Raw genomic sequence first — 26,467 nt, 5'->3', positions numbered from 1 at the left:
GGTTTCCTCCTCAATTGTCGTAGGGGTCGGCGGCATCGCGCAGGCCGTCGCCGAAGAAATTGAAGGACAGGACGGCGACGACGACGGCGAGCGACGGCCAGATCAGGAGCCACGGCGCGGTGGCGACGGTGCGGATGTTCTGGGCGTCTTGCAGCAGCACGCCCCAGCTGACGACCGGCGGCTTGAGGCCGATGCCGAGGAAGGAAAGCGAGGTCTCGGCGACGATCATGGTCGGCACGGCCAGTGTCACGACCGCAAGGATGTGGCTCGTCAGCGACGGCAGGATATGGCGGAAGATCAGCCGCGCTTCGGTCGATCCGTCGAGCCGCGCGGCGACGACGAAATCCTCACTACGAAGTGCCAGGAACCGCCCGCGCACCTCACGCGCCAGGCTGGTCCAGCCGAGCAGCGAAACAATGATCGTTATGACGAAATAGACATTGACCGGCGACCATGTCAGCGGGATCGCCGCCGCCAGGCCGAGCCACAGCGGGATGGTCGGCATGGCACTGACGACCTCGATGACACGCTGGATCAGCGTATCCACCCAGCCGCCGTAGAAGCCGGAGATCGAGCCGAGCACGACACCCAGGATCAGAGACATGGCGACGCCGACGAGGCCGATCGACATGGATACGCGGGTTCCGTAGACGAGCCGCGAGAAGACGTCGCGGCCGAGCCGGTCGGCGCCGAGCAGATACATCGGGTCGTTCTGGTTAAGGGGGCCGATCAGGTGACGGTTCATCGGGATCAGGCCCCAGAGATCGTAGGCCGCGCCTTTGACGAAGAAGCCGATCGGGACGACCTTGGTTTCGTCGACGACGAAGGTGCGGCGCAGCGCCACCTTGTCGATCTCGACCTTGTAGCCCTTCACGTGGAAATTGAACTCCGAGCTGCCGTCCGGTTTTTCGACGAAGAAGCTGAAGCCCTGCGGCGGGGCATAGGTATATTGCGGCCGTGAGGTCATCGGCAAAGCCGGCGCCAGGAATTCGGCGAAGAGGCCGACCAGATAGAGGAAGAGGATGATGGCGCCGGCCACCATCGCCACCTTCTGACGGACCAGCTTGCCGGCGACCAGCCGCCAGGGGCCGATCGCGGCGGTCGACACGGTCTTGCCCTGTTTCAGCGGGCTGATCGAAGGACCATCGGCAACAGCGTGAAGCGGACCAGCATGGGCTCCGAAGGTTTCGTGCGTGCTCATCGCATTCCCCTCAATTGAACCGGATGCGCGGATCGAGCAGCGCCAGCAGCAGATCCGACAGCAGCATGCCGACGAGGGTGAGCGCGCTCAAAAGCAGGATGAAACTGCCGGCGAGATACATGTCCTGCGAGATCAGCGCGCGGAAAAGCAGCGGGCCGGCCGTCGGCAGGTTCAGCACGATAGCGGTGATGGTGACGCCGGAGACAAGATGCGGCAGCACCCAGCCGATCGCCGAGACGAAGGGATTGAGCGCGATTCTGACCGGATATTTGAGGATCACCTTGTATTCCGGCAGTCCCTTGGCGCGGGCGGTGACGACATAGGGCTTGTGCAGTTCGTCGGTCAGGTTGGCGCGCAGGATGCGGATCATCGCTGCCGTTCCGGATGCGCCGATGATGATGATCGGGATCCAGAGATGGGCGAGGAAATCGCCGACCTTGGCGACGCTCCAGGGCGCCTCGGCATATTCCGGCGAGATCAGCCCGCCGACGCTCTGGCCGAGATATTTATAGGCGACGTACATCAGCGTCAGCGCCAGAATGAAGTTCGGTACGGCAAGGCCGATGAAGCCGAGGAAGGTGAAGACATGGTCGCCGATGGAGTGGCGGCGGACAGCGGAATAGATGCCGATCGGCAAAGCCACGATCCAGACGAAGAGCAGGCTCAAGAGCGAGATCACCAGCGTCGAGCCCATGCGCGCCCAGATCAGCCCGGAGACGGGCTGGCCCCACTCGAAGGAGTAGCCGAAGTCGCCGCGGCTGACGATGCCCCAGATCCATTTCAGATATTGGACATAGAAGGGGTCGTCGAAGCCGTAGATTTCCTTCAGCCGCTCGATCTGCGCGGGATCGACGGTCTGGCCGCTGTCGCTCATGGTGGCGATCATCGACGTCAGATAGTCACCCGGCGGCAGCTGGATGATCAGGAACGAGATCAGCGACATGCCGAACAAGGTCGGGATCATGTAGAGCACGCGCTTGAAGATATAGCCAAGCATCGAAACGTTTCTCCTCCCTTCGGGAACGCTGTGACGCGCTTCCCCCGGATCTTCACCCGCCTTCGGCCCTCCAGGCCGAAAGCGCTCCTTCGTCGCGTGTCACCTCATTTCCAGGTGAGATGCAGGACCTCCAGCCGATTGATACCAGGCACCTCCACCTCGGCGCGGCCATTCCCGAAGCTGAAGCTTGCGGCGCGGTCGGCAACGACGAGCCACGCCTTCGCCACCGATCGGCCCTCCGGAATCTCCACCGAAACGGTCTGCGCTGCCAGAGGGTAATTTTCGCGGATCGGGCCTTTCATCATCATCGGGTTGGTGAGGTTGAAGAGGCTGAGCGCCAGGCCCTCACCGTTTTCGCGCAGTGCCAGATCGACGACGCCCTTACCCTTGACGGTGACGCGCGGCGTCTTGCCGAGTGCCCAATGGACGGCGTTGGTGATGAGCCGCGCATGATCGACGGCAAAGACCTCCCAGAAGATCTCGCCGATATTCCAGGGGATATAGACCGTGCGTCCGCCCTTGCCGGTCTCGCGGGCGATGACGGCAGCGCCTTTCGGGGCCTCGCGCGGATAGACCTCTTCCATCGGCAGATCGGGAAAATCGGGGATATAGAGGAAGGGCGTCTTCGCATCGGCCGACGGTTCGGCGTGGATCAGGCGGGTGCCGCCCATGATGCGTTCGGCGCCGTCGAAACCCCGATTGATCGGGTGATCGCCGGAAAGGGCGACATAGGTGTTCTTGACGATGCCGCGCGGGCCGGAGACGTATCTGGCGCCGAGCACGTCGGCCAGACCGAATTCGTCACGCTTCTTGCCGAATTCGTCACGCAGCGACGTCTCGTAAGAGGCAATGACGCTGCCGCCGCGATCGACATAGGCGCGGATCGCCGCGTTCTGCGCATCCGAAAGGCAGGAGGCGTTGGCGAGAATGATCAGCTTGAAGCGGTCGAGGTTTTCCGCGGTCAGCACCTGGTCCGAGAGCAGCTCGAAGGGCAGGCGGGCTTCGACGAGGGCATGGTAAAGACCGAGATCGTGCTTTTCGGCGGAATGCCGCTCTTCCGGCGCCCAGTGGCGCAGCGTCGTCGAGGGATCCATGACGGCGATTTCGGCGGTCGGCTTCATGCTTTCCAGCACCGGCTCGACGGCTGCCTGCAGGCCGAAGGCGTCGGCCACCGGCTCGACCCAGCGTTTGTCGGGCACGACACCGTTGAACTTGGTGAACCAGGCATAGAGCCCGTGGGCGGTGCCGTCATTGATCCAGAGCTGCATCTCCTCACCCGAGGTGACGGCATCCTTCCAGCGATATTCCTCCTCCGGGCCGATCGAGGTGATCAGCACGACCGGGCGGTCAGGGAAGGTGGCGCGGATGCGCTTGCCGTTGCGGCCAGCCGACCAGCCGAGCTCGAGGCCCTTGCGGCCCTGATGGTCGACGACGAGGAAGGGGCAGTGCCTGGCGATGACCGAGAGGTCGAATTCCATCAGCGACGCGCCACCCATGTTCGGAATGAAGCTCGCATGCGGGCGGATCGCTTTGACGGCATCGTCCCATTGCGCGATCATGTCGGTGAGCACGCGGCGGCGCCATTGCACCCAGGCCTGCCAGGCGGGATCCTCGGCATCGGGTTTTACAGGCAGGGCGTGGCCGGACATGTCCTTGAAGCGGCGGGCGCTGTCTTCGCTATAATCGACGCCGTGGCCCTGCCAGCGATTGGCGAAGACCGCATCGATATCGTATTTGCGGACGATCTCCTTGACCACCTCAGGCATGAAGATGCTGTTGTAGTCGCCATAGGCATTGGTCACCCAGACATCGGGATAGGCCCAGTGGCGGCGCGGCGTGCCGTCGGCATTGATCATCACCCATTCCGGATGGGCTTTGGCCGCATCGTCATGGATCGCATGCGGGTCGACGCGGGCCATGACATGCATGTCGAGCTTGCGGGCGGCATCGACGAGCGCGCCGAAGATATCCTTGTCGCCGAGATACTTGCTCACATAATGGTAAGGCACTTCGCTCGGATAATAGGCGATATAGCCGCCGGCGCTGAGGCAGACCGCGTTCGATTTCGTGCGTTTGAAGACATCGATCCAGAAGGCCGGGTCGTATTTCTCCGGGTCGTCTTCCACGAAGGTCAGCTGGGTCCAGCGGGTCGCGGTCTTGAACCACTCCGGCGTCCTCAGCGTGTGGGTATTCTGTTTCCTGGCATCGAGCATCGTCTTCATCCAATCATTGGCAAATAAGGTATCTGGGCGCCGACCAGCGGGGCCGGCGCCTGACTGGGCTCCTGGGATAAAAGGTCTTCAGACCTTGTAGAATTGCTCCGGCATCGTCGGAGCGGGCGTCGGCCAGCCGAAGGAGTTCGGCATGATCTTGGTGATGTTCTTCATGTTGTTCTTGACGATGCCGTATCCATCAGGCGGCAGCGAGATGCCGAAGACATAGAAATTGTCGGCGGCGCCTTGAAGGATCTGCTTCATGACCTCGCGCTGGCCTGATGCGTCGGACGTCGCCTTCAGCTTGTCGTAGAGCGCAAGCTGGCTCTTCGTGCTTTCCGGCGGTTCCTCGGCATTGGCATTGGCGCGGTCGCGATACCAGAGTTGCCAGGCCGGGGCATACATGGCGTTGGCATCGGTCGGCACGTAATAGCGCGGGTCGAGCATGGCGGCGACGCCGCCATTGGCGCCGAACTGGTGGGCGGTCGCATCGAAATCGCGGCCCTGGCGGACGCGCGTCTCCCAGAGCGAACGGTCCATCGAGCGCATCTGCGCATCGATGCCGACCGCCTGGAACATCGGGATCACCAGCTGGAAGAGATCGAGGAAGACGGCGCGCGCCTGGTCGATCTCGAAGATGATCGTCAGGCGGCGGCCCTTTTCGTCGAGGCGGAAGTTCTGGTCGTCGCGCTTCGGCACGAGCTGGTCGAGCATGGCATTCGCCTTGTCGACGTCATAGGCCGTGAACTGCGTGGCGAGCTGCTCGTTGTAGAGCGGGTCCTCCTTCTTGATCGACGGCTGGGCAGCCGCGCCCTGGCCGACGAGCACCGCATCGATCAGTGACTGCCGGTCGAGTGCTGTCGAGAGTGCCGCACGGAAATCCTTATTCCGGAAGAGCTTCCGCTTGGTCTCGTCATTGTGGTTCAGGTTGAAGATGAAATTCATCACATTGGCTTCGGTCGAAGTCAGCGTGTAGAAATCATAGCCGCCCTGCTCACGCGCATCGTAGAGAACCGACTTGTTGTTCGGCGTGGCGATATACTGGTCCATCAGGTCGACTTCACCTTGCATGGCCTTCAGTAGCAGAACCTGCGGGTCGGCGACCATCTGGTAGACGATGCGGTCCATATAGGGCAGCTGGTTGCCCTCGGTATCGACCTTCCAATAGTAGGGATTGCGTTCGGCGACGGCGCGTTCGGTGTTTTCGCCGGGTGCTATGGTGAACATCCAGGCATGCAAGCAGGGCTTCTTCGAGGAGTTCAAGAAGAAGGCGTTGTCGTCCTGGAAACCGGCGGCCGCCTGGAAGGAGGCGATCCAGCTTTCGAAGCCGCGTTGCTTGGCGAGTTCATCGGCCTTCGGATTGAAGTCGATGTGGAACTGCTCGAGATAATGTTTCGGCGTGCGCGTCGTCTGGTCGTTGTTTGCCCAGGCGACCTGCAGTGGGAACAGGCCGTTCGGCTTGTCGAAGGTGACCTTGAAGGTCTGCTCGTCGACGATCTCCAGCATGGCCGGCTTGCCGCCGGACTTCCAATGATCCTGACCGACGAAGGCGACGCGCTTGTCGGTGAAAACGGTGTCGTACCAGAACTTGATGTCGGCGGTGGTGTAGGGGTGGCCGTCCGACCATTTCATGCCCTTGCGCAGGCGGATCGTATAGACCTTGGAGTCTGCGTCGCCCTCAAAGGACTCGGCGACATTCAGCGTCACGCCAGACCAGTCGGGCGTATAGCGCAACAGCGGCTCGTAGGCCTGGTAGCGGAACAGCATCGACAGCGACCCGCCGCCGACCAGCGCCATGTTCCAGTCGCCGCCGTATTTACCGACGCTTTCGACCGGTTTGACGACGAGCGGATTTTCAGGAAGTCGCTCCTTCAGACCCGGCAGAGCACCACTCGACACCTTCGTTTTCAGAACATCCGCTTCCTTGAAGTCAGCAGCGAAAACCGGCAGGGCCGGCAATATCAGGGCGGCCGACGTCCCGGCCAGAAACGCACGTCGTTTCAGCTTGATCATAGGGGATCTCCTCCAAAAAATCCGTGCCCTTATCATTATTTTTGCTGTCGGGCGGGGATGAGCGAAAGATTACATTTGGATATTGTTAGGTAAAGCGTTATGTTTCCGTTAGTGCGATAATTTGCCTTACCGGCGCGGTTGATATAGCCAGCGTCGCATCAATCGAACGGCGAGGTGCCACGTGGGAAGCAGGGGCCGGGTTACATTGCAGACGATCGCGCGGGAGGTCGGCCTGTCAAAATACGCCGTGTCGCGGTCGCTTGCCGGCAAGAGCGGTGTCAGCGAAGAAACGCGCGCGCTGATCCGCGAGACGGCGCAACGCCTCGGATATATCAAGCCCGCCGGGCAGGGTGCTGCCGGCGAGGTCGCGGTCGTCTTTCACGATCTCGATGCCGTCAACAGTGAGCTCTATATGCAGGTGCAGAACGGTGTGCAGCGCGAGGCTCATCGGCTTGGCATGACGCTGCGCGTACGCTGGACCCATGATTCCGGCCAGTTGGAAGAGCTGGCGCGCAGCTGCGACGGGCTGATGCTCGTCGGTCCGCATGCCCGTGAGGCCGTAGCGGCGGTGAGTGCCACCGGCGTTCCAATCGTGCGTTTCGGCTGGGTCGATGCGCTCGAACAGATCGACCATGTCGGTGGCACCGACCATGAGGCAGGACAGGCGGTGGTGGAGTATCTGGTCGGGCTCGGCCATCGGTCCATTGTTTACGTCTATGGCATGCCAGGCCTGCGGGGGCGCCAAGAGCGGCACTACGGCGCCCGCGAAATCGCCGAACGTTATCCTGACGTTGCGCTTCATGTTATGCAGTTCGACGAAGAGAATGGCTTCAGCGCGGCCTTCCGAGCGCTCGTGGAAAAAGGCATCCGGCCGACGGCTTTTTTCTGCGCCCATGACGGGCTGGCGCTGACCGTGGTTTCCGAATTGCTCGGTCAGGGATACCGCATTCCCGACGATATTTCGGTCGTCGGGTTCGGCGACTACTCGCCGGCAACGCAGATCTCGCCGGCGCTGACGACGGTGAGGATGGAGGGGCAGGAATGTGGGGCAGTCGGGCTGCGGCTCTTGCTCGAGCGCATAGAGAATCCGCGCCTGCCGGGCATGCCGGCGCGGCGCATCATGATTGCCTCGCGCATTATCGAGCGCCGCTCGGCCGGACCCTGCAAGGCGGCGGCGAGCGTCGATGCCGCCGAGGTTTAACCGCCGAGCGAAGCAATCGCAGCCTTGACTGCGTCCGCGCCGGGCTTGGTCGGCCGGTATTCCAGACCGACTGCGCCGTCGTAACCGTTAGCAAAGATCCAGCCGAGGCGTCGGGCAAGGTCGATGCCGCCGGAGCCCGGTTCGTTGCGGCCAGGGTGATCGGCGACATGGACGTGGATGATACGGTCGAGACGGCCGTTCAGCACCTCCTCGGTGCGCTCGTCCATCACGGCGGAATGGTAGATGTCGTAGACGACACCGATCTCGGGGCGAGCGACGTCATCGATGATGTCGAGACCTTCGCGGGTCGAATCGAGGAAATAGCCGACATGGTCGATGCGGATGTTGAGCGGCTCGACGCCGAGGCGGACACCGCTGCCTTTGAGGACGTCGGCGCCGGCTCTCAGCGTTTCGGTAAGCGCCCGGCGCTGTTCTTGGCGGGTCGAGCCTGGGAGATCGTCGCCTGCCTGGGCAATCAGCACCGGCGCGCCGAGACGCTTCGCGACAGTGACGGATTCGGCAAGGCCTTTCAGCCAGGCCTGCCGGTTGGCGGCGTCGGTCAGCGCGATCATCGGTTCGGCGACGAGGCTGGAGACGGCAAGGCGGGTTTCTTTCAGCGCCGCCTCGATCGCATCCAGATCCTTGCCGGTCCAGCGCCAGAATTCGATCGCCGTCAGGCCGGCCGTATGGGCGCGACGGATACGATCGGGAAAGCTGTCGCCCTCTTCGGCAAACAGCCACTCTATGCAGGCTGAATAACGTCGCATGAGAAACTCCTCCCATCTGTTGATGCAGGCATGCGACAGATCGGCGCCTGCCGCAAGAGGTGTTCGGGCGCTTGACGCCCGGGTTCATTGGCGGAACACTCAGCACATCAGGCCGGGATCTCCGGCCGTTTGCGGAGGAAGACATGGATCTCGGATTGAAGGGCAAGACTGCCGTTATAACCGGTGCGTCGGTTGGCATCGGGCTGGCGATCGCCGAGGGGCTGGCGGCTGAGGGCGCCGACCTCGTGCTGGCAGCGCGCGGCGGTGAACGGCTCGAGGCGGAAGCCGCCCGTATCGCCGAGAAGTACGGCGTCAGCGCCGCCGCTGTCGCGGCCGATGTGGCGACGGTTGCGGGAACCGAGGCGATCATCGCGGCGGCGGCCGAAAAAGGTGGCGCCGATATCCTCATCAACAATGCCGGCACCGGATCGAACGAGACGGTGATGGAGGCGCCCGACGAGAAGTGGCAGGACTATTGGGACCTGCATGTGATGGCCGCCGTGCGGCTGGCGCGCGGCATCGCGCCGCAGATGAAGCAACGCGGCGGCGGGGTGATCCTGCACAATGCCTCGATCTGCGCCGTCCAACCGCTCTGGTACGAGCCGATCTACAATGTCAGCAAGTCGGCGCTGATGATGTTTTCGAAGACGCTTTCGACCGAGCTCATCAAGGACAATATCCGCGTCAACTGCGTCAATGCCGGCCTGATCCTGACGCCCGACTGGATCAAGACCGCCAAGCAATTGACGGCGGAAACCGGCGGCAACTGGGAAGGCTACCTGCAGAGCGTCGCCAACGAGCACGCCGCCTCCAAACGCTTCGGCATGCCCGAGGAGCTAGCCAACGTCTTCGTCTTCCTGAGTTCGGAGCGTGCGAGCTATTGCATCGGCTCGACCTATTTCGTCGATGGCGGCATGCTGAAGACGATCTAATTGAGCCAGCTGCCAAGATGCGCGGCGGCCGGTCCTTCTTAAGGCTGCCGCGCGAGCCTGTGGACGTTGCCGATACAAGCTATAAATAATAGCTATTTTGTTGTATGTTCACGCTTTTGACGCTATTTGCCTGCTATTAGCAGGATAAATACTGCGATTTCTACAAGGCGACGACGATGCTGACGAAAAAGGGAAAATACGGGCTGAAGGCGCTGGTCGACCTGGCGCGGCTGGCGCCGGGTGAGACCGCCTTCATCAACGACATCGCGGCCCGCAACAATATCCCGAAGAAGTTTCTCGACACGATCCTGCTCGAATTGCGCAATGTCGGCATCCTGCGCTCGAAGAAGGGACCGGGCGGCGGTTATTCCCTGTCGCGGCCGGCAACCGAAATCCGCATCGGCCATGTCATCCGCACGCTCGACGGGCCCTTGGCGCCGATCCGCTGCGCCAGCCGTACGGCTTACGAGGCCTGCGACGACTGTGCCGATCCGGAAACCTGTCAGGTGCGGCGCTCGATGACCGATGTTCGGGACGCGATCGCCGCCATTCTCGATAATATGACCCTCGAGCAGTTCGTCGCCGACGGCGGTCGCATCGACGGCGCCAAGGAACAATTCCCGATCTCCGCCGCCAGCTGAATTAGGCTCTCCCAGGCTCCGACATATATTCGCCTGCGGTGCGCATTAGCTTATCCCGCGGCAACGACAGCGCGTGAATGCGGATGTTGCGCCAATGGCGATCGAGATTGAGCCCGATGCCGGCCGATGTTTCCCCTGCAAGTTCGAACAGCGCGTTTGCGGTGTCGAGCGCCGTTTCCCCGGCAAGGATTGCGGCGGCCGAGGCGGAAAAATGCGCGTCCGCCATCGCTGCCTCAACAGGATTGACCTGGGCAATGTCGAGTTTGCGCCCAGCCCGTTCCAAGGCTGCCGCTGTCGCTTCGATACGGATGGCGCGGCCGCCGATTCGCGGGAGGACGGTCGCGCTGCGATCGCCAATCGCGGTCATCAGGTCGCTCCATGCGGCCCGCGCGATGCCCAGGCTGACGCCGGCCTTGAGCAGCAGGCCGAGCGAGATGCCGGTTGAATATCCGGACGAGGGGGCAGGGGCAATCGCATCGGCATTGACATGAAGTGTGGCGACGATCACCGTCGCTGATCCGTTGGTGCGCTGGCCGAAGCCGTCCCAATCGTCGACCACCTGCACGCCTTCGTCAGCCCGTGCAAGGTAGAGCGTCACCGGGCGGCTGGGCGGGGCGGTGGCGGCAGCGGCGATCCAGTCGGCGAATAGAATACCGGGCGCCTGTCGCGTGCGCCCACTCAGGCGGTAGCCCGGGCCTTCGGCCGCAAGCGCAGCTCCGTCGGTGAAGGCGGCGCCCGAAAAGCGGTCGCCGAGCAGCACGCGGGCAAACAGCGATGCCTTCAAATCTTCGGCAGCCTGGGTGCGGAGGGTTTCCAGCATGCAAAAATGATTTTCCAGCGCCTCGCCGATCGAAGGATCGCCCTCGGCGATGATTGCAACGATTTCGGCGAGCAAGGCGTTCGACACGTCGAGCCCTTGGTGGTCGGGCGGTACCGCGATTGCAGTCAGCCCCGATACCGACAGCGCATCAAGCTCGGCAAAGGGTAGGATGCGGTTGATATCGCGCTCGCTCGCGTGATGCCGGAATGCGGCGGCGAGGTCGCGGGCCGTGGATATCGCCTCCTCTTCGCTTTCGATGCGATGCGCGGGAGCTCTCAGGCTCTGATGAAATTGCGATACCGTTCCCATCGGTCACTCTTTTCTCGACGGATATAGGAGTGAGGGATTGCCCCTCGAATGATAAGGCCGGTTTTTCTACAAAACCCGAAAGCTTTGAATTTTCTTACCAGCTTGATTGCGTTGTCCTTCACTCTACTTACGGTGAACCAGGGCTATCGAGAAATATGATGAGCGACTCTCGTGCTCGCAACAGCGAGGTTTCGAAAATGGCACGCCAGCCGAGACCGCGTCTGACGCTGGATATTGCCGCTATCCCAACCTATGCGATCGGCGACATTCACGGTCGGTATGATCTGCTTGTGAAGGCCGAGGAGGCGATCCTGCGTGATGGCGCGCAGTTGCCCGGGCGCAAGCTGATCGTCACGCTCGGGGACTATATCGACCGCGGCCCGGAATCGTCCCAGGTCATTGACCACCTGATGGAGCCGCCGCCTGATGGATTCGATCGCATCTGCCTTGCCGGCAATCACGAAGTCGCCATGCTCGACTATATCGACGGCTGGACCTCCTATGACGATTGGATGCAGATGGGGTCGGCGGAGTCGCTCAAATCCTATGGCCTCGATCCGGAGCACCTGCCGTTGGTCTTTCCCTCCGGCGCGAAGCTTGATGCCTTCATCCGCCAGTCGCTGCCGCGCACGCATATCGATTTCATGCGGGCGATGCCCGTCCTGCTGGAGACCCCGAACGTGATTTTCGTGCATGCGGGCATCAATCCGAAGCTGCCGCTCAGCGAGCAGACGGACGAGGATCTGGTCCTCATCCGCCAGCGGTTTCTCGAAAGCCGGGTGCCGTTGCCGAAACTCGTCGTTCACGGTCACACGCCGAACGATGAACCCGACATACGGCCGAGGCGGCTCAATCTCGATACGCGCGCCTATCGCAGCGGCAAGCTCACCGTCGCCCGCCTGTGGCAAGGCCAAGTGCATCTGTTTTCGACCTGACTTCCGTTTCTCCTGCCGGTGGGGTCGTGTCAGACGACCCCTTGCTCAACCGGCTCCGTCTTCGCTGGCTCTACAGTGGCCGGCCGCTTGCGGCGCCAACCGCGCAGCACGACGTAAAAGACCGGCGTCAGAAACAGGCCGAAGATCGTCACGCCGAGCATGCCCGAGAAGACGGCGGTGCCGAGCGACTGGCGCATTTCTGCGCCGGGGCCGGTGGCGATCGCAAGCGGCAGAACACCGAAGATGAAGGCGAATGCCGTCATCAGGATCGGGCGCAGGCGAAGATGGCTGGCCTCGATGGCCGCCTCTACCGGCGATTTGCCCTCGTCTTCCGCCTGCCTGGCGAACTCGACAATCAGAATGGCGTTCTTGGCGGCAAGGCCGATCAGGACGATCAGGCCGATCTGGGTCAGGACATTGTTGTCCATTCCCCTCAGCGAGACCCCGATCAGCGCCGCAAGCACCGCCAGCGGGACGATGAGAATGATCGCGAGCGGCAGAACCCAGCTTTCATATTGTGCCGCTAGCGCCAGGAAGACGAAGATGACAGACAGGGCGAAGATGTAGATGGCCGTGTTGCCGGTGTGGGTCTCCTGATAGGCGAGTTCCGTCCATTCGAAGGTCGTTCCCTGCGGCAGGATCTTGGCTGCTAAGGCCTCCATCTTGGCGATGGCATCGCCCGTCGACGTGCCCGGCGTCGGATTGCCCTGAAGCGGCACCGAGACATACATGTTGTAGCGCTGGACAAGGGCCGGGCCGCTGGCATCCTGGATGTCCATCAAGGTTCCAAGCGGAACCAGCGCGCCGGTCGCCGATCGGACTTTGAGGGCGAGGATGTCTTCCCGGTCCATGCGATATTGCCGGTCGGCCTGGGCGCGAACCTGGTAGACGCGGCCGAACGCATTGAAATCGTTCACATAAGCGACGCCGAGATTGATGGAAAGGGCATTGAAGATATTGGGAATCGGCACATTCAGGAAACGCGCCTTGTCACGGTCGATCGCCAGGAAATATTGCGGGCTTGCATCGGAGAATGTCGTAAAGACACCGGTTAGCCCCTCGGTCGTTGCCGCCGCACCCATCATCTGTCGGGCCAGGCCGAGCACGCGCGTCATGTCGGCGTTTTCGAGATCGGAAATCTGCATCTTGAAGCCGCCGGAATTGCCGACGCCACGCACGGATGGCGGCGGGATGGCAATGATGAAGGCTTCCTGGATGCTTTGCAGCTTGCCGTAGAGCTCGCCGATGATCTTGTTGGCGGTCTCGCCGCCCTCTTCTCGCTCGGCAAAGGATTTGAACGGGACGAAGACGACGCCGGCATTCGAGGCATTGGTGAAGGTCGCCCCGCTGAAGCCGGCAAATTGCACCGCATTGCCGACACCGGGCACGGTGCGGGCGATATCGCCGACCTGTTTGACGACGGCGTCGGTACGTGCAAGTGAGGCGCCGTCCGGAAGCTGGATGACGATGATCGCGTAACCCTGGTCCATGGTCGGGATAAAGCCCGCGGGAACTTTCGTGCCCATGTACCAGGTCGCTCCGAGCAGGCAAACGAAGGTGACCATTGCCGCTGTCAATCCAACCCAGCTGCTGACCAGATGGCGAACGGTCCATGAATAGCCGGAACTCAGCCGATCGAATCCATGATTGAAGCCGTTTGCAAGCCCTCTTCCGAGGCGCGAGGCGACATTGGTGCGCTTGGTTTCGTGGTCATGGGCTTTCAGCAATATGCCTGCGAGGGCGGGCGACAGCGTGAGCGAATTCAACGCGGAAATTGCAGTGGTGACAGCGATCGTAACCGCGAACTGTCTGTAGAACTGTCCTGAGATGCCTGGAATGAAGGCCGTCGGGACGAACACGGCGATCAGCACCAGCGAGATAGCGACGACGGCGGTTCCGACTTCGTCCATCGTGACATGGGACGCCTGCTTCGGCGTCATGCCGCGCGCCAGATTGCGCTCGACGTTTTCCACCACCACGATCGCGTCGTCGACAACGATACCGATCGCCAGCACGAGACCGAACAGGGTGAGCATGTTGAGCGAGAAGCCGAAGGCGAGCAGGACGGCGAAGGTACCGATCAGCGATACCGGGATGGCAATGATGGGGATGATCGTGGTTCGCCAGGATTGCAGGAAGACAAGAACGACGATTGCTACCAGGATGGCCGCTTCGGCGATGGTCTTGTAGACCTCGGTGATCGAATCCGAGATGAATTCGGTCGTGTCGTAGACGATACGATATTCCAGACCCGGCGGGAAATTCTGGGATAAGTCCTTCATGAGCGTCTGGACTTGATGGGCGGTGTCCAGGGCGTTGGTTCCCGGCCGGGCGAAAATGCCGAGAGCAACTGCGGGATCGTTGTTGAGATAGCTGTTGGTGACGTAATCCTGTGCGCCGAGTTCTATCCGGGCGACATCCTGTAACTGCACGAGCCGGCCCGATGTCGTCGATTTCACAATGACATATCGGAACTCGCGCACGTCGGAGAAACGGCCATCCGTTCGCACCGTATATTCGAATGCATTTTTGCCGGTGACGGGTGGGGCACCGATCTTGCCGCCTGATACCTGAACGTTCTGGTCTCTCAACGCGGAGACGACGTCGTCGGATGTCATCCCGTAAGCGGAGAGCTTTTCCGGATCCAGCCAGATTCGCATCGAATACTGGCGCTCGCCGAAGATCTGCACGTCGCCGACGCCGTCAAGGCGCACGAGAACGTCGCGTATGCGGTTGCGGGCGTAATTCGAGACGTAAAGCTGGTCATAGCGGTGCGACGGCGACAGCAGGTGCACGACCATCATCAGATCCGGCGAGCTTTTGTCGGTGGTCACCCCAAGCCGCTGGACTTCTTCGGGAAGACGGGGAAGGGCGATGGAAACGCGGTTTTGGACGAGCACCTGGACCTTGTCGAGATCAGTGCCGAGCTTGAAGGTGATCGTCAGTGACATGGCGCCGTCGGCGCTGGAGTAAGAAGACATATAAAGCATGTCTTCGACGCCGTTGATCTGTTGTTCAAGCGGCGTTGAAACGGTATCGGCGATCGTCTGCGGGTCGGCACCCGGATAAGAGGTGCGCACGACGATGGTCGGCGGCGCTATCTCCGGATACTGCGATACCGGCAATTGCGTATAGGCAATGCCACCGACGACGAGAAGCAGGATCGAGATGACGGCCGCAAAGATCGGTCGGTCCACGAAAAAATGAGCAAATCTCATTGTCCGCTCTCCGCGCCGGCGGTTTCGGGCGCAGTGTCCTGCCGCTCCTGCGGCAGTTCGGTCATGTGAGGCGTAATCTTTGCACCCGGTCGGGCGCGCATCAGGCCGTTGACAATGATCGTCTCGGTGCCATCGAGGCCCTCGCGTATGATGCGGTAGCCGTAGAGCCTCGGCCCAGGCCTTACGGGCTTGGTCGACACCGTGCCGTCTTCGGCGACGACATAAACGACGCGCTCATTCTGGTCCGAGCCGATCGCCTCGTCGGGCACGAGAATGGCCTGGTAGGTGTTCGAGGCTTCGACCTGTATGCGACCGAAGAGGCCGGGCTGAAGGACGAGATCGGGGTTGGGGAAGCGGGCACGCAGACGAATGGTGCCGCTCTCATTGTCGACCCGATTTTCGGCGAAATCGAGCTTTCCTTTGAATGGCTTGGCATTGGGATCGGAGATCGTGACGGATACATCCAGTCCGCCACCGCCCTGCTGGAGATCCTTGCCCAGCTTGCGGGCCGTGTCGGCAAAATTCAGCAGGCGGCGCTCATCGACGTCGAAATAGAAATCGATCGGGTCGAGAGAAACGATCGTCGTGAGAATGGTCTGGTCGGTTTGCACGAGGTTGCCGGCGGAGATCAGGCGGCGGTCGATGCGGCCGCTGAGCGGCGCTTTGATTTCGGTATATTCCATGTCGAGAGATGCGCGATCGGCGGCAGCCTGGGCGCCGCGGACATTGGCCTCAGCCGAATCGAATTCGCGGCGGCGATCGTCCAGCGTCTGCGCCGATTGGCTGCCGCTCGAAGCAAGCGATTGCGCGCGCTTATACTGCGCATCGGCAAAGACCAGGGCGGATTGCGAGGCTTCGAGTGCCGCCTTTGCCTGATTAAGCGCGGTGACGAACGGCCGCTGGTCGATGACGAAGAGCAGATCGCCCTGCTTGACCAGGGCGCCGTCCTGGAAATGGATTTCCTCCAGGTAACCACCGACGCGCGAACGGACGGAGACTTCGTCGACGGGCTCGAAACGGCCGATGAACTCGTCGCTGTCGACGACATCGCGCACGACAGGCTTGGCGACGGTGACCGGCGGGGGCGGCGGAGCGCTCTGGGCCAGCGCGGGGAGAGGCATGAATGCGGCAATACAGCCAAGCACCACCATCTGTCGAAGCGCGTAAGTCATACCGGTCCTCCAATCTCGACGGCCGATTCACTGCCGCCAACCTCAAGATGAAGTGATGCTGTTCATGTCTTGCTGCTTTGAATGAGGGCCTTTGCCCCCGTGATTCCCCCGGCATTCAATCCCTTGGAAAAGGAAGGCCGGCACGCAATGCACATCGGAAAAATCGTAACCCTATGGAATTGGACTATAAACGGCAGCGACGAAAAATTGCAAATGCCAATTGGTAACGATTCCGGAATCCATCAAAACGTCACGGGAGGGCATCCGCTCTCGACGATCTCGTCTCTCCCTGGGTAGCAGGGCGCGAGTTCGGCCCCAGTCGAACTCCTGTTCCAGCATGTGAGGGGCATCATCGTCGATATCGTCGAGGGCGGCGCGCCGCGCCTCCTCCGGAGGCTGTACCTACCGCAGAAATAGGGACGGAGCTGGTCTGCGGCATTTTGGCCGCTTCCGTTGAATCTGCCATCCATGCCCTTGTGCAGCGTACATGCTCAATATATCTACCGATATTATAAGTATGCTTATAAATAACGGTCACAGGTTTTCATGAACGCCACTCCGACCCTCGGTTTCCTTCTCCACGACGTCGCGCGGCTGCTGCGCAAGCGGTTCGAGCAGCGCGCGAAGTGCCTTGGGCTGACCCGGTCGCAATGGCAGACGCTTGCCTATCTCTCGAATAACGAGGGTATCCATCAGGGCGGCCTTGCCGAAATCCTCGAAGTCGAGCCGATCACGCTGGTGCGCATTCTCGACAAGCTCGCCGAGCGCGGGCTGATTGAGCGCCGCCAGCACCCGACCGACCGGCGCATCTGGCTGCTCTACATGCGCGACGAGGCGCACCCGTTGCTCGCCGAAATGCGCGAGCTCGGCGACACCACCCGCGCAGAAGCGTTGCAAGGCGTTTCGCCAGAACAGCGCGAGCTGCTTTTCCACATCCTATCCGTAATGAAGACGAACCTGGTTCAGGCATGCCGGAGCCCGGTTGACGAGAATGAGACGAACGATGGCTGATCAATCCCCCCTCCGCGTCGTTGCCGACGCCAATGCCAAGACCAAGACTCCTGTCGAAGAAAACGAAGCGAAACAGCAGGAAACGGTAGCCGAAGCGCCTTCATCCAATTCAGCGCCGGCTGCCGCCGTGGCTGCGCCTGGCGGCAACAAGGTCCGCCGCCGGCGCAGTCTCACGCGGCCGATCCTGTTTGCATTGCTGCCGGTGGCGCTCGTCGTCGGTGGTTATTATTACGTCAATGGCGGTCAGGTGATGTCGACCGACAACGCCTATATCCAGGCCGATATGGTCGGGCTTACCACCGATGTCTCAGGCATCGTCGACCAGATCAACGTGCATGAGAACGAGGCGGTCAAGGCGGGGCAAGTGCTCTTCAGCCTCAGGGCCGATTCCTTCAAGATCGCGCTTGCCGGCGCCGAGGCCCAGCTGGGCGTCCAGCGCAACCAGATCATGAACCTCAAGGCAAGCTATCAGCAGTCGCTGGCCGAGATCACCCAGGCCGAGGCCGATATTCCCTATTACCAGGAGGAATTCGACCGTCAGCAGAACCTGGTGACCAGCGGCGGCGCGACCCGCTCGGCCTATGACGAGGCCAAGCACAATCTCGAAGCCGCTGAGCAGAAGGTGACCGTCGCCAAGGCGGAAGCCGCAACCACGCTTGCCCAGCTCGGCGGCTCCGCCGATCAGCCGCTCGAGGAGAACCCGCTCTACCTGCAGGCCAAGTCGAATGTCGACAATGCCCAGCGCGAACTCGACCACAGCGTCGTCAAGGCGCCGTTCGACGGCATCGTCACCAATGTCAACGCGCTGCAGGTCGGCTCCTATCTGCAGGCTTCGCAGCAGGCGTTTTCGCTTGTTGCCACCGACCACCTGTGGATCGCCGCCAGCCCGAAGGAAACCGAGCTCACCTACGTCAAACCCGGCCAGACGGCCGATATCTATATCGACACCTATCCCGGCGTCACATGGAAGGGCAAAGTCGAGAGCATCAGCCCGGCCTCCGGCTCCAGCTTCTCGCTGCTGCCGGCGCAGAATACCACGGGCAATTGGGTGAAGGTCGTCCAGCGCATTCCGATGCGAGTCAGTATCGATGAGACCCACGGCAAGCCGCCGCTGCGCGTCGGCATGAGCACGGTGGTCGATGTCGAGACCGGCCATGCCCGCGGCCTGCCTGATTTCGTCAACAAGCTTCTGGGTCGGCCTCAGGGCAAGGATCATGAGTAACACTTCCGCTTCTCCGGCGACGCCGATTGCCAATCGCGGTGCGATCACGGCCTGCGTCATTCTCGCCGTCATCATGCAGGCGCTGGACACGACGATCGCCAACGTGGCGCTGCCCTATATCCAGGGCAGCGTGTCGGCCTCCGCCGACCAGATCAACTGGGTCCTGACCTCCTATATCGTCGCGGCGGCAATCATGACGCCGCCGTCGGGCTTTCTTGCCGCCAAGTTCGGTCGCAAACGCGTGCTGCTCGTCGCCATCGTCGGTTTCGTGGTTGCTTCCGTGCTCTGCGGCCTGGCGCAATCACTAAACCAGATCGTCGCCTTCCGCCTGCTGCAGGGCCTGTTCGGCGCATCGCTGGTGCCACTTTCCCAGGGCATCCTTCTCGATATCTATACCGTCGAGGAGCGCGGCTCGGCCATGGCCCTTTTCGGCGTCTCGGTAATGGTCGGGCCGGTGCTTGGGCCTGTCATCGGTGGCTGGCTGACCGACAATATCAGCTGGCGCTGGGTGTTTTATATCAACGTGCCGATCGGCGCGCTGGCCTTCATGGGCATCGTCGTCTTCGTCACCGAGACCAAGAGGGATCTGCTTGCCAAGCTGGACTGGTTCGGCTTCGGGATGATGAGCCTCGGCATTGCCGCGCTGCAGCTCTTTCTCGACCGCGGCGAGCAGCTCGACTGGTTCTCCTCGGGCGAGATCGTCATCGAGGCGCTGATCTGCGCTGCCGCCTTCTATCTGCTGATCGTGCACACGCTGACGGCAGAGAAATCCTTCGTGAACCCGAAGCTGTTTCTCGACCAGAATTTCTCGATCAGCATGATCTTCATCTTCGTGATCGGCATCACCTATCTCGCCTCGCTGGCGCTGATGACGCCCTATCTGCAAACGCTGATGGGCTATCCCGTGATCACCGCCGGCATCGTGATGGGGCCGCGCGGGCTTGGCACCATGCTCTGCATGTTCATCGTCGGACGGCTGATCGGCAAGGTCGATACGCGCTTGCTGCTGGTGCTCGGTCTCGGTCTTACCGCCTGGGCGATGTACGACATGACCGGCTGGACGCCCGATGTCTCACAATGGACGATCGTCTCCGTCGGTTTCATCCAGGGCGCCGGCCTCGGCTTCCTGTTCGTGCCGCTGACGACGATCGCCTTTGCCACGCTGCCCGCCCATATGCGCGGCGACGGCACCGGCCTCTATAACCTGTCGCGAAACATCGGCTCGTCGGTCGGCATCTCGATCGTCTCGGCGCTGATCGTCGAAAACACACAGAGCAATCACGAATCGATCGCAGCCTATGTGACGCCGTTCAATCACGCCTTCAACGCAGTCGCGGCACAGGGGCTAAGCCCGCTGACGGCTGCCGGCCGCGCTTCGCTCAACGAAATCATCACGCTGCAGTCGACGATCATCGCCTATATGGACGATTTCAAGCTGCTGATGCTGATGTCGCTTGCGGTCATTCCGCTGGTTCTGCTGCTGCGCAAGCCGAAGGCAGCACCCGCCGTCGACCACAGCGCGGTGATGGAGTAGTGATTAGCGGAACGGCTTGCTGAGATAACGCGATCCCTGAATGCCGAAGCGCCATGGTGCTTCGGCGTTTTTCGTGATGCCGATGCGCTTTCCCGAGATGATCGGCACGGGTGCTGACGGCGCAATCGCATAGGGCGAGCGATCGAGCAGCCTGTCGTTGATCGCGATATCGATGCCGAGCGCCTGGCAGAGCTTGCCGGGCCCGCTGCAGAGCGCCGTCAGCATATCGGTGCCGCGCCGCTCCATCATCTGAGGGATTCCCGTTTCCGGCTCCAGGGCGCGGATGAGGGCAGCCGAGCCCGGATGACAGACGAAATTCAGGCACCAGTACATGCCGTAGATGCGGTAGATATAGACGTTGCCCGGCTTGCCGTACATGGCGCCGTTGCGCTTGGTCGGGCCGCGGAAGCTGTGCGAGGCCTCGTCATCGGGAAAATAGGCTTCGGTCTCGGTGATGCGTCCGCCGACGCCATCCACGGTCAGATGGCAGCCGAGCAGGTCGCGAGAGACGGTGATCGCATCGCGCTCGAAAAATTTTCTGAGGCTTTCGCCGGCAAGTGCGCCGACGCCGATCGCGCCTGATATCGTTCCACAATCGGTCATATCAGATGCAAATAACATTCAGCGCGCTTGGCGTCATCCCAAAACCGTTTCATACGTTTGCGCGACAGGGATCAGCGGCCGGCATTCGGATCGCGCATCGGGATCGAGGAGGATGTGACCGAGACCGGGTCGCTCGCCGGGAAGGTATCCTCCAGACCCTCCTCCAGCTCTTCCTCGAGCAAAGCGGGGTCCTTGCTGCGCCTGCCGTCGCCACGGGCAGGTTCGATTGCTGCGGCAAGTAAGGCCTTGGCCCGCAAGACGGCGTTTTCCGGCGTCAGTTCAGGCGTGCTGAGCAGCGTCACGGCAATTCTGTCTTCGCCTTCGCCGCCGAATTCGACAACGAAGCCGTCCTCCGTTTGGTAGACGGTGATATCGTTGAGTGCCATGGCGTTCTCCGAGGCGTTCATATTAGCAAAGCGCATTTTAGTGAAGCGCGTTTTCAGAATTTTGTCGAGCGAAGACCTTCACCAGCCAGTCGATGAAGACGCGCACGCGCGGCGAAAGCTGGCGGTTACGGGGATAGAGCAGGGACACCGGTGTTTGCGTCGGCGGAAAATCCGGCAGCACTTGGACCAGCGTGCCTTCGGCCAGATCTTTTTCAGCGTGATAGCGCGGGATCTGGATCATGCCGAGGCCCATCCTCGCCGCTGAAATATAGCTTTCGGCGGCATTGACCGCGACGGTCGCCGGGATGCCGATGTGGGCTACTGCGCCGTCGACGATGAATTCGAGCGGCAGCAGACTGCCGGTGCCGCTGGAGCGGAAGCCGACCATGCGATGGCCGGCAAGCTGGTCCGGATGCTGCGGCTGGCCGTGACGGGCGATATAGGCGGGGGAGGCAAGGGTCACCTCATCGAGCATGGCCACGCACCGGGCGACCATGTCGCTGTCCTGAGGCGTGCCGACGCGCAGCACGCAGTCAATGCCCTCGCGCACGAGGTCGACCAGCCGGTCGCCCTCGCTCATGTAGAATTCAATGTCAGGATAGGTCTCCAGGAAGGACGGCAGGCTCGGCAGCACGAAATGGCGGGCAAGCGTGCCGTGCACGTCGACGCGCAGCATGCCCTTCGGTTTGGCGCCGGCAAAGGCGCCTTCGGCTTCCTCGATATCGGCGAGGATCGACAGGCAGCGCTGGTAATAGGCTTGGCCGTCGAGCGTCGGGCTGACATGACGCGTCGTACGCTGGAGCAGGCGCACGCCGAGACGGGCTTCGAGCTGCTTTACTGCATCGGTGACGGTCGAGCGCGGCAGGCCGGTATCTTCGGCCGCAAGAGTAAAGCTGCGCCGTTCCACAACGCGGGAGAAGACCCGCATGGCATCGAATCTGTCCATCTTGTTTGTTCGTTATTCCCGGATAGTGATGCTGGATGATGCCCGATTATCCGCGCATAGAAAAGCGGCATCTTCTCCTCATCGAAAACGCGCTGCGGCGCATTCCTGAAGGAGAACGAAAATGGCCAGCAACGAAAACAAGGTCGCACTGGTGACCGGCGCTTCCCGCGGCATTGGCGCGGCAGTCGCCCGACGCCTCGCCAAGGACGGTTTCACCGTCGTCATCAACTATTCCGGCAATGCCGCTCCAGCCGAGGAACTGGCCCAGGAGATCGAGCAGGCCGGCGGCAAGGCACTGACGGCGAAAGCCGATGTCGGCGATGCCGAAGCCGTCCGCCACATGTTCGAAGCCGCGGAAACGGCCTTCGGCGGCGTCGATGTGCTCGTCAACAATGCCGGGATCATGATGCTGTCTTCTCTTGCCGAGGCCGACGACGTTAATTTCGATCGCCAGATCAACGTCAACCTCAAAGGCACCTTCAATACGCTCAGGGAAGCCGCCAAGCGTCTGCATGACGGCGGCCGGGTCATCAACTTTTCGACATCCGTCGTCGGCCTGAAGCTCGAAACCTACGGCGTCTACGCCGCTACCAAGGCTGCCGTGGAAACACTGACGGCGATTATGGCCAAGGAGATGCGCGGCAGAAACATCACGGTCAATGCGATCGCGCCCGGTCCTGTCGCCACCGACCTTTTCCTCAACGGCAAGTCGGACGAACTCATCGCCCGCACGGCGAAAATGAACCCGATGGAACGTCTCGGCACGCCGGAAGACATCGCCGCTGCGGTTGCCTTTCTTGCCGGCCCGGACGGCGGCTGGGTCAACGGCCAGACGCTACGCGCCAATGGCGGCGCGGTCTGACGAAACCGGCGGCGTCCGGCCGCCGCTCATCGGCCTTGAGGACTTGCTGAAGCCAGCCATCGGGAATTGACACCCGGTCCGCCACCGCGTGCGGGAATATCGGCGCAGAGCCGTCATCGCAATTATGTGAACGCGATTGCGGAATTTTTCCTTACAATCCAGCGGGGAGTGCGTATATCTGTTTTATCGCGAGAGAGTGGAATTCCCTGCCACTCTCTCCCGAACCTCCAGAGCCTGCCGCGTCCTTGCTACGGTGCGACAGGCTTGATGTTCAAAGTTGTACATTGCGGCCCGTCGAAGGCTTCCACTGCCTTCCGGGCCGTATTTGTCTTGGCGCTCAGACGTCGTTCAGTCTCGCCTCGACCAGAAGCTTCACCAGCCAGTCGACGAAGACGCGCACCTTGTTGCTGAGGTGGCGGTTCGGCGGATAAACGACATAGAGCGGTAGCGGATCGCGACGCCAATCGGGCAGCACGCGGACGAGCTCGCCCCTTGCCATCGGCTCGCGCGCCATGAAGATCGGCACCTGCGCGATGCCGAGACCCGTCAGCGCAGCCGTCAGATAGGTGCGGCTATCGTTGACCGAGGCGATGTAACGCGGACTGGTCTCGATCACTTCGTTGTGTCGGCGGAATTCGAAAGGCAGGGTCCGGTTATTCTGTGCGCGGAAATAGTTGACGGTGTAGTGATCCGCCTCCAGATCCTCCGGCCGCTCGGGCATGCCGAATTTCTGGACGTAGCCCGGTGAAGCGCAGGTGATCATCTCGACTTCGGACACGCGCCGCGCAATCAGCGACTGGTCGGCCGGCGTGCCGGCCCGCAGCGCGCAATCGACATTTTCCGCAAGATAATCGACCGTGCGGTCGCCGACACCGAGATCGATACGGATATCGGGATAACGCTGATAGAAATCGCAAAGTGCCGGAACGACGATCCAATCGGCAAAGGCGCCGGCCATCTCGACACGCAGCCGCCCGCTCGGCAGACTCTGGGAATTGGAGAGGCTGCCATCGAGTTCTTCCAGCTCGGAAATGATCTGGGCGGCGCGTTCGTAATAAAGTGCGCCGTCCGTGGTCACCATGACCCGGCGCGTGGTACGATTCAAAAGCTTGGTGCGCAGATGCGCTTCCAGGCCCTGGATGAGATTGGTCACTGTCGCCTTGGGCATGGCGAGCATGTCGGCGGCGCGGGTGAAATTGCCCGTCTCCACGACGCGAATGAAGACGCGCATTGCCGAGAGCTGATCCATCGGGTTCAAATCCGCAGTTTGCGTTGCACCATTGTTCGAGATCTGGAACAGAGTTATCGCGATATAGCTTCTTATTCCTTGGTTGGAATAACAATATCTTTTTCGTATAAAATGCAAGCGGCAGGTGTTGTCTGCTTGTGGCCGACGCAAAAGAGACCGGAAGCATGACGGTGGAATGGAAAGATATGATGCTGGATAAGGTGGCCGTCGGCCCCGTTTCCGCGCGCATCTACCAGGGCGCCGATTACGGCAAGGGTCCGCCGATCGTGCTTTACTTGCATGGCGGCGCGTTTCTGGACAACGACAGACACGTCGACCGGCCGGTGGCGATGAGCCTCGCCAAGGCCGGCGCCATCGTCGTTGCTGCCGATTATAGCAGTCTTTCCGGCAACATATTCCCGCAAGCGCTGGAAGTCTCCTTCTCCGTTTTCACCTATCTCGCCAACAAACGCGCCGGTCTCGGCGATCGGAAGTCGTTGCTCTTCGTCGCTGGCGAAGAAGCAGGCGGCAATGTCGCTGCCGGTGTGGCGCTGAAGGCGCGCGACCAGATGCCGGACGCGCTCGACGGCCAGATCCTGATTTCGCCGCTGCTCGATCCCTTCATGGGCACGTCGTCAATCCGCAAGGCCGAAGCCATCGGCATGCGCCAACGCTGGACGGAGGGCTGGAGCCACTATCTGAGCGGCGGCGGTTGCCACCCTTACGCGGCGCCTTGCCTCTGTTCTCGTATTTCGGGCGTCGCGCCGGCGCTGATATTCACCGCGGAGGACGATCCTCTGCATGATGAAACGATTGGTTACGGTGCCCGCCTGAAACAGGCCGGTGTCGGTGTGCGCCAGCATGTCCTTCCCGCCGGGACGGGCTGGCCCTCGATTTATGGTGGGAAATCCGAGGGAGTGCCCGACTGGCAGGAAAACGTCAGCCGCCATTTCGGAAGCTTCCTTCGGGACGTAAGCGTTCAACCGCAATTGCATTGAAGAAGACCTGATATTTCGGCGGCCTTGAGCCGTAAGGAGAGTACCGATGACGTCCAGAAAGAAGCGCTGGGCCCTGGTGGGCGCCGGCATTGGCCTTGTTGCGTCCGTTTCCGGCGCCGCATTGTTTTTCGAATTGCCGATGAGCACGACCGCCACGGCCGCTTCCGCCCCTGCACAGGCTCCCGCTGTGCCGGTGACGGTGGCCGTCGTCGCGGCGCACGATGTGACGGCCTGGGAGAATTTCTCCGGCCGTCTGGAAGCCGTCGACCGTGTGCAGGTGCGTTCCCGTGTTGCCGGTGCCATCCTGTCGGTGGCCTTCCGTGAAGGGGCGCTGGTCAAGCAGGGCGACCTGCTCTTCACCATCGACCCGGCCCCCTACCAGGCAAGCGTGGCGCAGGCGCAAGGCCAGGTCGCTTCGGCCGAAGCCAAGGTCAGCCTGGCGCAGACTGAACTCGACCGCGGCCGCAGGCTTTCCGACAACCGCACCATCTCCCAGAGTGATCTCGATCAACGTCAGAGTTCGCTGGCCGAGGCTCAGGCGGGGCTGCGTTCGGCGCAGGCCGCACTGCAGTCGGCCCAGCTCGATCTCGATTATACGCAGGTGCGAGCTCCGGTTTCCGGCCGCATCGGCAAGATCGAGGTGACTGCCGGTAACCTCGTCGCGGCCGGTTCGACCTCGCCGGCGCTGACGACGCTCGTTTCCGTCGATCCGATCTATGCGAGCTTCAATGCCAGTGAAGAGATGGTGACGCGCGCGCTTGCCCAGCTTCCGCAGACGGATAGCGCCCTGCCTGCCGTCGAGCAGATCCCGGTCGAGGTCGGCACGCTGACCGACAGCGGCACGCCGATCAAGGGCAAGCTGCAACTGATCGACAACGAGGTCGATGCATCAAGCGGCACGATCGGCGTACGCGCCGTCTTCGACAATCCGGGCGGGCGTCTCATCCCCGGCCAGTTCGTGCGGGTGCGCATGGGCCAGCCGAAGGCCGAGAACAAGATCGTCATCAGCGACCGTGCCGTCGGTACGGACCAGGACAAGAAGTTCGTCTTTGTCGTCGATGGCGAGAACAAGGTCGCCTATCGACAGGTCCAGCTCGGCACGCTGGCTGACGGCCAGCGGGTTGTCGAAAGCGGCCTGAACGTCGGTGAGAAGATCGTCGTCAACGGTCTGCAGCGCATCCGTCCTGGTGCAGTCGTCGCACCTCAGATGGAAGAGAAGGTCGCGACCGCGCAGTAAAGACTTCGCCTTCCCCTCCCT

Annotated in this window: 22 protein-coding genes; 10 read left to right on the top strand and 12 right to left on the bottom strand. The window is 61.7% G+C overall.

What is annotated here, in order from left to right:
* Positions 1 to 10: 10 nt before the first annotated feature.
* The 4 genes from ACIPSK_RS25630 to ACIPSK_RS25615 form a co-directional block, all read right to left on the bottom strand.
* Positions 11 to 1,201: an ABC transporter permease gene (locus tag ACIPSK_RS25630; RefSeq protein WP_003542448.1), complete on the bottom strand. Its 1,191-nt coding sequence runs from the start codon at positions 1,199 to 1,201 to the stop codon at positions 11 to 13.
* Positions 1,202 to 1,211: 10 nt separating this feature from the next.
* Positions 1,212 to 2,198, bottom strand: a complete 987-nt coding sequence (locus tag ACIPSK_RS25625) for an ABC transporter permease (RefSeq protein WP_003542447.1) — start codon at positions 2,196 to 2,198, stop codon at positions 1,212 to 1,214.
* A gap of 104 nt (positions 2,199 to 2,302) precedes the next feature.
* Positions 2,303 to 4,411 carry a family 10 glycosylhydrolase gene (locus ACIPSK_RS25620; RefSeq protein ID WP_162117925.1) on the bottom strand — a complete coding sequence of 703 codons (2,109 nt, stop codon included), beginning with the start codon at positions 4,409 to 4,411 and terminating at the stop codon, positions 2,303 to 2,305.
* A gap of 87 nt (positions 4,412 to 4,498) precedes the next feature.
* Complete coding sequence (locus ACIPSK_RS25615; protein WP_162117926.1) at positions 4,499 to 6,424, bottom strand: ABC transporter substrate-binding protein; 1,926 nt, start codon at positions 6,422 to 6,424, stop codon at positions 4,499 to 4,501.
* 181 nt (positions 6,425 to 6,605) lie between these two features.
* Here ACIPSK_RS25615 and ACIPSK_RS25610 point away from each other — a divergent pair, with 181 nt between their 5' ends.
* Positions 6,606 to 7,625 carry a substrate-binding domain-containing protein gene (locus ACIPSK_RS25610; protein WP_162117927.1) on the top strand — a complete coding sequence of 340 codons (1,020 nt, stop codon included), beginning with the start codon at positions 6,606 to 6,608 and terminating at the stop codon, positions 7,623 to 7,625.
* On the opposite strand, the gene ACIPSK_RS25605 is transcribed toward ACIPSK_RS25610, so the two are convergent.
* Positions 7,622 to 8,392: a TIM barrel protein gene (locus ACIPSK_RS25605; protein ID WP_162117928.1), complete on the bottom strand. Its 771-nt coding sequence runs from the start codon at positions 8,390 to 8,392 to the stop codon at positions 7,622 to 7,624. The genes ACIPSK_RS25610 and ACIPSK_RS25605 overlap by 4 nt on opposite strands.
* A gap of 143 nt (positions 8,393 to 8,535) precedes the next feature.
* Here ACIPSK_RS25605 and ACIPSK_RS25600 point away from each other — a divergent pair, with 143 nt between their 5' ends.
* Together ACIPSK_RS25600 and ACIPSK_RS25595 are read left to right on the top strand one after the other, a co-directional pair.
* A complete protein-coding gene (locus ACIPSK_RS25600) occupies positions 8,536 to 9,324 on the top strand; it encodes an SDR family NAD(P)-dependent oxidoreductase (protein WP_003542436.1) in 789 nt (262 codons plus the stop codon).
* A 176-nt stretch (positions 9,325 to 9,500) separates the two neighbouring features.
* Positions 9,501 to 9,965 carry an RrF2 family transcriptional regulator gene (locus tag ACIPSK_RS25595; RefSeq protein WP_003542434.1) on the top strand — a complete coding sequence of 155 codons (465 nt, stop codon included), beginning with the start codon at positions 9,501 to 9,503 and terminating at the stop codon, positions 9,963 to 9,965.
* Between the two features lies 1 nt (position 9,966).
* Here the strand turns inward: ACIPSK_RS25595 and ACIPSK_RS25590 are convergent, their stop codons facing one another.
* Positions 9,967 to 11,094 (bottom strand): monooxygenase, encoded by a 1,128-nt coding sequence (locus ACIPSK_RS25590; RefSeq protein WP_162117929.1) that lies wholly within the window; start codon positions 11,092 to 11,094, stop codon positions 9,967 to 9,969.
* A gap of 158 nt (positions 11,095 to 11,252) precedes the next feature.
* Here ACIPSK_RS25590 and ACIPSK_RS25585 point away from each other — a divergent pair, with 158 nt between their 5' ends.
* A complete protein-coding gene (locus tag ACIPSK_RS25585; RefSeq protein ID WP_170257943.1) occupies positions 11,253 to 12,029 on the top strand; it encodes a metallophosphoesterase family protein in 777 nt (258 codons plus the stop codon).
* A 29-nt stretch (positions 12,030 to 12,058) separates the two neighbouring features.
* Here ACIPSK_RS25585 and ACIPSK_RS25580 read toward each other — a convergent pair whose 3' ends face one another.
* Both ACIPSK_RS25580 and ACIPSK_RS25575 read right to left on the bottom strand, forming a co-directional pair.
* Positions 12,059 to 15,247, bottom strand: coding sequence for an efflux RND transporter permease subunit (locus tag ACIPSK_RS25580; RefSeq protein WP_162117930.1), 3,189 nt, complete (start codon positions 15,245 to 15,247; stop codon positions 12,059 to 12,061).
* Positions 15,244 to 16,419, bottom strand: coding sequence for an efflux RND transporter periplasmic adaptor subunit (locus ACIPSK_RS25575; protein WP_017965872.1), 1,176 nt, complete (start codon positions 16,417 to 16,419; stop codon positions 15,244 to 15,246). The genes ACIPSK_RS25580 and ACIPSK_RS25575 overlap by 4 nt, the downstream gene beginning before the upstream one ends.
* Before the next feature lie 546 nt (positions 16,420 to 16,965).
* Here ACIPSK_RS25575 and ACIPSK_RS25570 point away from each other — a divergent pair.
* From ACIPSK_RS25570 to ACIPSK_RS25560, 3 genes are read left to right on the top strand one after another with little or no spacing between them, the layout of a single operon-like run.
* On the top strand, positions 16,966 to 17,430 hold the full coding sequence (locus tag ACIPSK_RS25570; RefSeq protein ID WP_003562008.1) for a MarR family winged helix-turn-helix transcriptional regulator: 465 nt from the start codon (positions 16,966 to 16,968) through the stop codon (positions 17,428 to 17,430).
* Positions 17,423 to 18,652 carry an HlyD family secretion protein gene (locus ACIPSK_RS25565; RefSeq protein WP_162117931.1) on the top strand — a complete coding sequence of 410 codons (1,230 nt, stop codon included), beginning with the start codon at positions 17,423 to 17,425 and terminating at the stop codon, positions 18,650 to 18,652. The genes ACIPSK_RS25570 and ACIPSK_RS25565 overlap by 8 nt, the downstream gene beginning before the upstream one ends.
* On the top strand, positions 18,645 to 20,186 hold the full coding sequence (locus ACIPSK_RS25560) for a DHA2 family efflux MFS transporter permease subunit (protein ID WP_017965870.1): 1,542 nt from the start codon (positions 18,645 to 18,647) through the stop codon (positions 20,184 to 20,186). Before ACIPSK_RS25565 ends, ACIPSK_RS25560 begins: the two co-directional genes overlap by 8 nt.
* A 3-nt stretch (positions 20,187 to 20,189) precedes the next feature.
* Here the strand turns inward: ACIPSK_RS25560 and ACIPSK_RS25555 are convergent, their stop codons facing one another.
* Genes ACIPSK_RS25555 through ACIPSK_RS25545 form a run of 3 tightly spaced genes read right to left on the bottom strand, consistent with a single transcriptional unit; the run spans position 20,190 to position 22,121 of the window.
* Positions 20,190 to 20,807 carry a DNA-3-methyladenine glycosylase gene (locus ACIPSK_RS25555; protein ID WP_162117932.1) on the bottom strand — a complete coding sequence of 206 codons (618 nt, stop codon included), beginning with the start codon at positions 20,805 to 20,807 and terminating at the stop codon, positions 20,190 to 20,192.
* Between the two features lie 53 nt (positions 20,808 to 20,860).
* The gene (locus tag ACIPSK_RS25550; protein WP_026154326.1) at positions 20,861 to 21,175 is read right to left on the bottom strand and encodes a hypothetical protein; all 315 of its coding nucleotides are present in this window, start codon (positions 21,173 to 21,175) and stop codon (positions 20,861 to 20,863) included.
* A 37-nt stretch (positions 21,176 to 21,212) separates the two neighbouring features.
* Positions 21,213 to 22,121, bottom strand: a complete 909-nt coding sequence (locus ACIPSK_RS25545) for a LysR family transcriptional regulator (RefSeq protein ID WP_162117933.1) — start codon at positions 22,119 to 22,121, stop codon at positions 21,213 to 21,215.
* Positions 22,122 to 22,242: 121 nt separating this feature from the next.
* Here ACIPSK_RS25545 and ACIPSK_RS25540 point away from each other — a divergent pair, with 121 nt between their 5' ends.
* On the top strand, positions 22,243 to 22,983 hold the full coding sequence (locus ACIPSK_RS25540; protein ID WP_162117934.1) for an SDR family oxidoreductase: 741 nt from the start codon (positions 22,243 to 22,245) through the stop codon (positions 22,981 to 22,983).
* Between the two features lie 337 nt (positions 22,984 to 23,320).
* Here ACIPSK_RS25540 and ACIPSK_RS25535 read toward each other — a convergent pair whose 3' ends face one another.
* Positions 23,321 to 24,232 carry a LysR family transcriptional regulator gene (locus tag ACIPSK_RS25535; protein ID WP_017965865.1) on the bottom strand — a complete coding sequence of 304 codons (912 nt, stop codon included), beginning with the start codon at positions 24,230 to 24,232 and terminating at the stop codon, positions 23,321 to 23,323.
* 164 nt (positions 24,233 to 24,396) lie between these two features.
* On the opposite strand from ACIPSK_RS25535, the gene ACIPSK_RS25530 reads away from it, so the two are divergent.
* Together ACIPSK_RS25530 and ACIPSK_RS25525 are read left to right on the top strand one after the other, a co-directional pair.
* Positions 24,397 to 25,209 (top strand): alpha/beta hydrolase fold domain-containing protein, encoded by an 813-nt coding sequence (locus tag ACIPSK_RS25530; RefSeq protein WP_162117935.1) that lies wholly within the window; start codon positions 24,397 to 24,399, stop codon positions 25,207 to 25,209.
* A gap of 46 nt (positions 25,210 to 25,255) precedes the next feature.
* Positions 25,256 to 26,446, top strand: coding sequence for an efflux RND transporter periplasmic adaptor subunit (locus tag ACIPSK_RS25525; RefSeq protein ID WP_018495560.1), 1,191 nt, complete (start codon positions 25,256 to 25,258; stop codon positions 26,444 to 26,446).
* Positions 26,447 to 26,467 lie beyond the last annotated feature (21 nt).

Source organism: Rhizobium sp. LARHSG275 (genome assembly GCF_052871115.1).
This window is presented reverse-complemented; position numbering and strand designations above follow the sequence as displayed.

Bases quoted from the DNA above. Each gene is read 5' to 3' on its own strand.
- ACIPSK_RS25630 (WP_003542448.1), bottom strand. From the start codon at position 1,201: ATGAGCACGCACGAAACCTTCGGAGCCCATGCTGGTCCGCTTCACGCT.
- ACIPSK_RS25625 (WP_003542447.1), bottom strand. From the start codon at position 2,198: ATGCTTGGCTATATCTTCAAGCGCGTGCTCTACATGATCCCGACCTTG.
- ACIPSK_RS25620 (WP_162117925.1), bottom strand. From the start codon at position 4,411: ATGCTCGATGCCAGGAAACAGAATACCCACACGCTGAGGACGCCGGAG.
- ACIPSK_RS25615 (WP_162117926.1), bottom strand. From the start codon at position 6,424: ATGATCAAGCTGAAACGACGTGCGTTTCTGGCCGGGACGTCGGCCGCC.
- ACIPSK_RS25605 (WP_162117928.1), bottom strand. From the start codon at position 8,392: ATGCGACGTTATTCAGCCTGCATAGAGTGGCTGTTTGCCGAAGAGGGC.
- ACIPSK_RS25600 (WP_003542436.1), top strand. From the start codon at position 8,536: ATGGATCTCGGATTGAAGGGCAAGACTGCCGTTATAACCGGTGCGTCG.
- ACIPSK_RS25595 (WP_003542434.1), top strand. From the start codon at position 9,501: ATGCTGACGAAAAAGGGAAAATACGGGCTGAAGGCGCTGGTCGACCTG.
- ACIPSK_RS25590 (WP_162117929.1), bottom strand. From the start codon at position 11,094: ATGGGAACGGTATCGCAATTTCATCAGAGCCTGAGAGCTCCCGCGCAT.
- ACIPSK_RS25585 (WP_170257943.1), top strand. From the start codon at position 11,253: ATGAGCGACTCTCGTGCTCGCAACAGCGAGGTTTCGAAAATGGCACGC.
- ACIPSK_RS25580 (WP_162117930.1), bottom strand. From the start codon at position 15,247: ATGAGATTTGCTCATTTTTTCGTGGACCGACCGATCTTTGCGGCCGTC.
- ACIPSK_RS25575 (WP_017965872.1), bottom strand. From the start codon at position 16,419: ATGACTTACGCGCTTCGACAGATGGTGGTGCTTGGCTGTATTGCCGCA.
- ACIPSK_RS25570 (WP_003562008.1), top strand. From the start codon at position 16,966: ATGAACGCCACTCCGACCCTCGGTTTCCTTCTCCACGACGTCGCGCGG.
- ACIPSK_RS25565 (WP_162117931.1), top strand. From the start codon at position 17,423: ATGGCTGATCAATCCCCCCTCCGCGTCGTTGCCGACGCCAATGCCAAG.
- ACIPSK_RS25560 (WP_017965870.1), top strand. From the start codon at position 18,645: ATGAGTAACACTTCCGCTTCTCCGGCGACGCCGATTGCCAATCGCGGT.
- ACIPSK_RS25555 (WP_162117932.1), bottom strand. From the start codon at position 20,807: ATGTTATTTGCATCTGATATGACCGATTGTGGAACGATATCAGGCGCG.
- ACIPSK_RS25550 (WP_026154326.1), bottom strand. From the start codon at position 21,175: ATGGCACTCAACGATATCACCGTCTACCAAACGGAGGACGGCTTCGTT.
- ACIPSK_RS25545 (WP_162117933.1), bottom strand. From the start codon at position 22,121: ATGGACAGATTCGATGCCATGCGGGTCTTCTCCCGCGTTGTGGAACGG.
- ACIPSK_RS25540 (WP_162117934.1), top strand. From the start codon at position 22,243: ATGGCCAGCAACGAAAACAAGGTCGCACTGGTGACCGGCGCTTCCCGC.
- ACIPSK_RS25535 (WP_017965865.1), bottom strand. From the start codon at position 24,232: ATGGATCAGCTCTCGGCAATGCGCGTCTTCATTCGCGTCGTGGAGACG.
- ACIPSK_RS25530 (WP_162117935.1), top strand. From the start codon at position 24,397: ATGACGGTGGAATGGAAAGATATGATGCTGGATAAGGTGGCCGTCGGC.
- ACIPSK_RS25525 (WP_018495560.1), top strand. From the start codon at position 25,256: ATGACGTCCAGAAAGAAGCGCTGGGCCCTGGTGGGCGCCGGCATTGGC.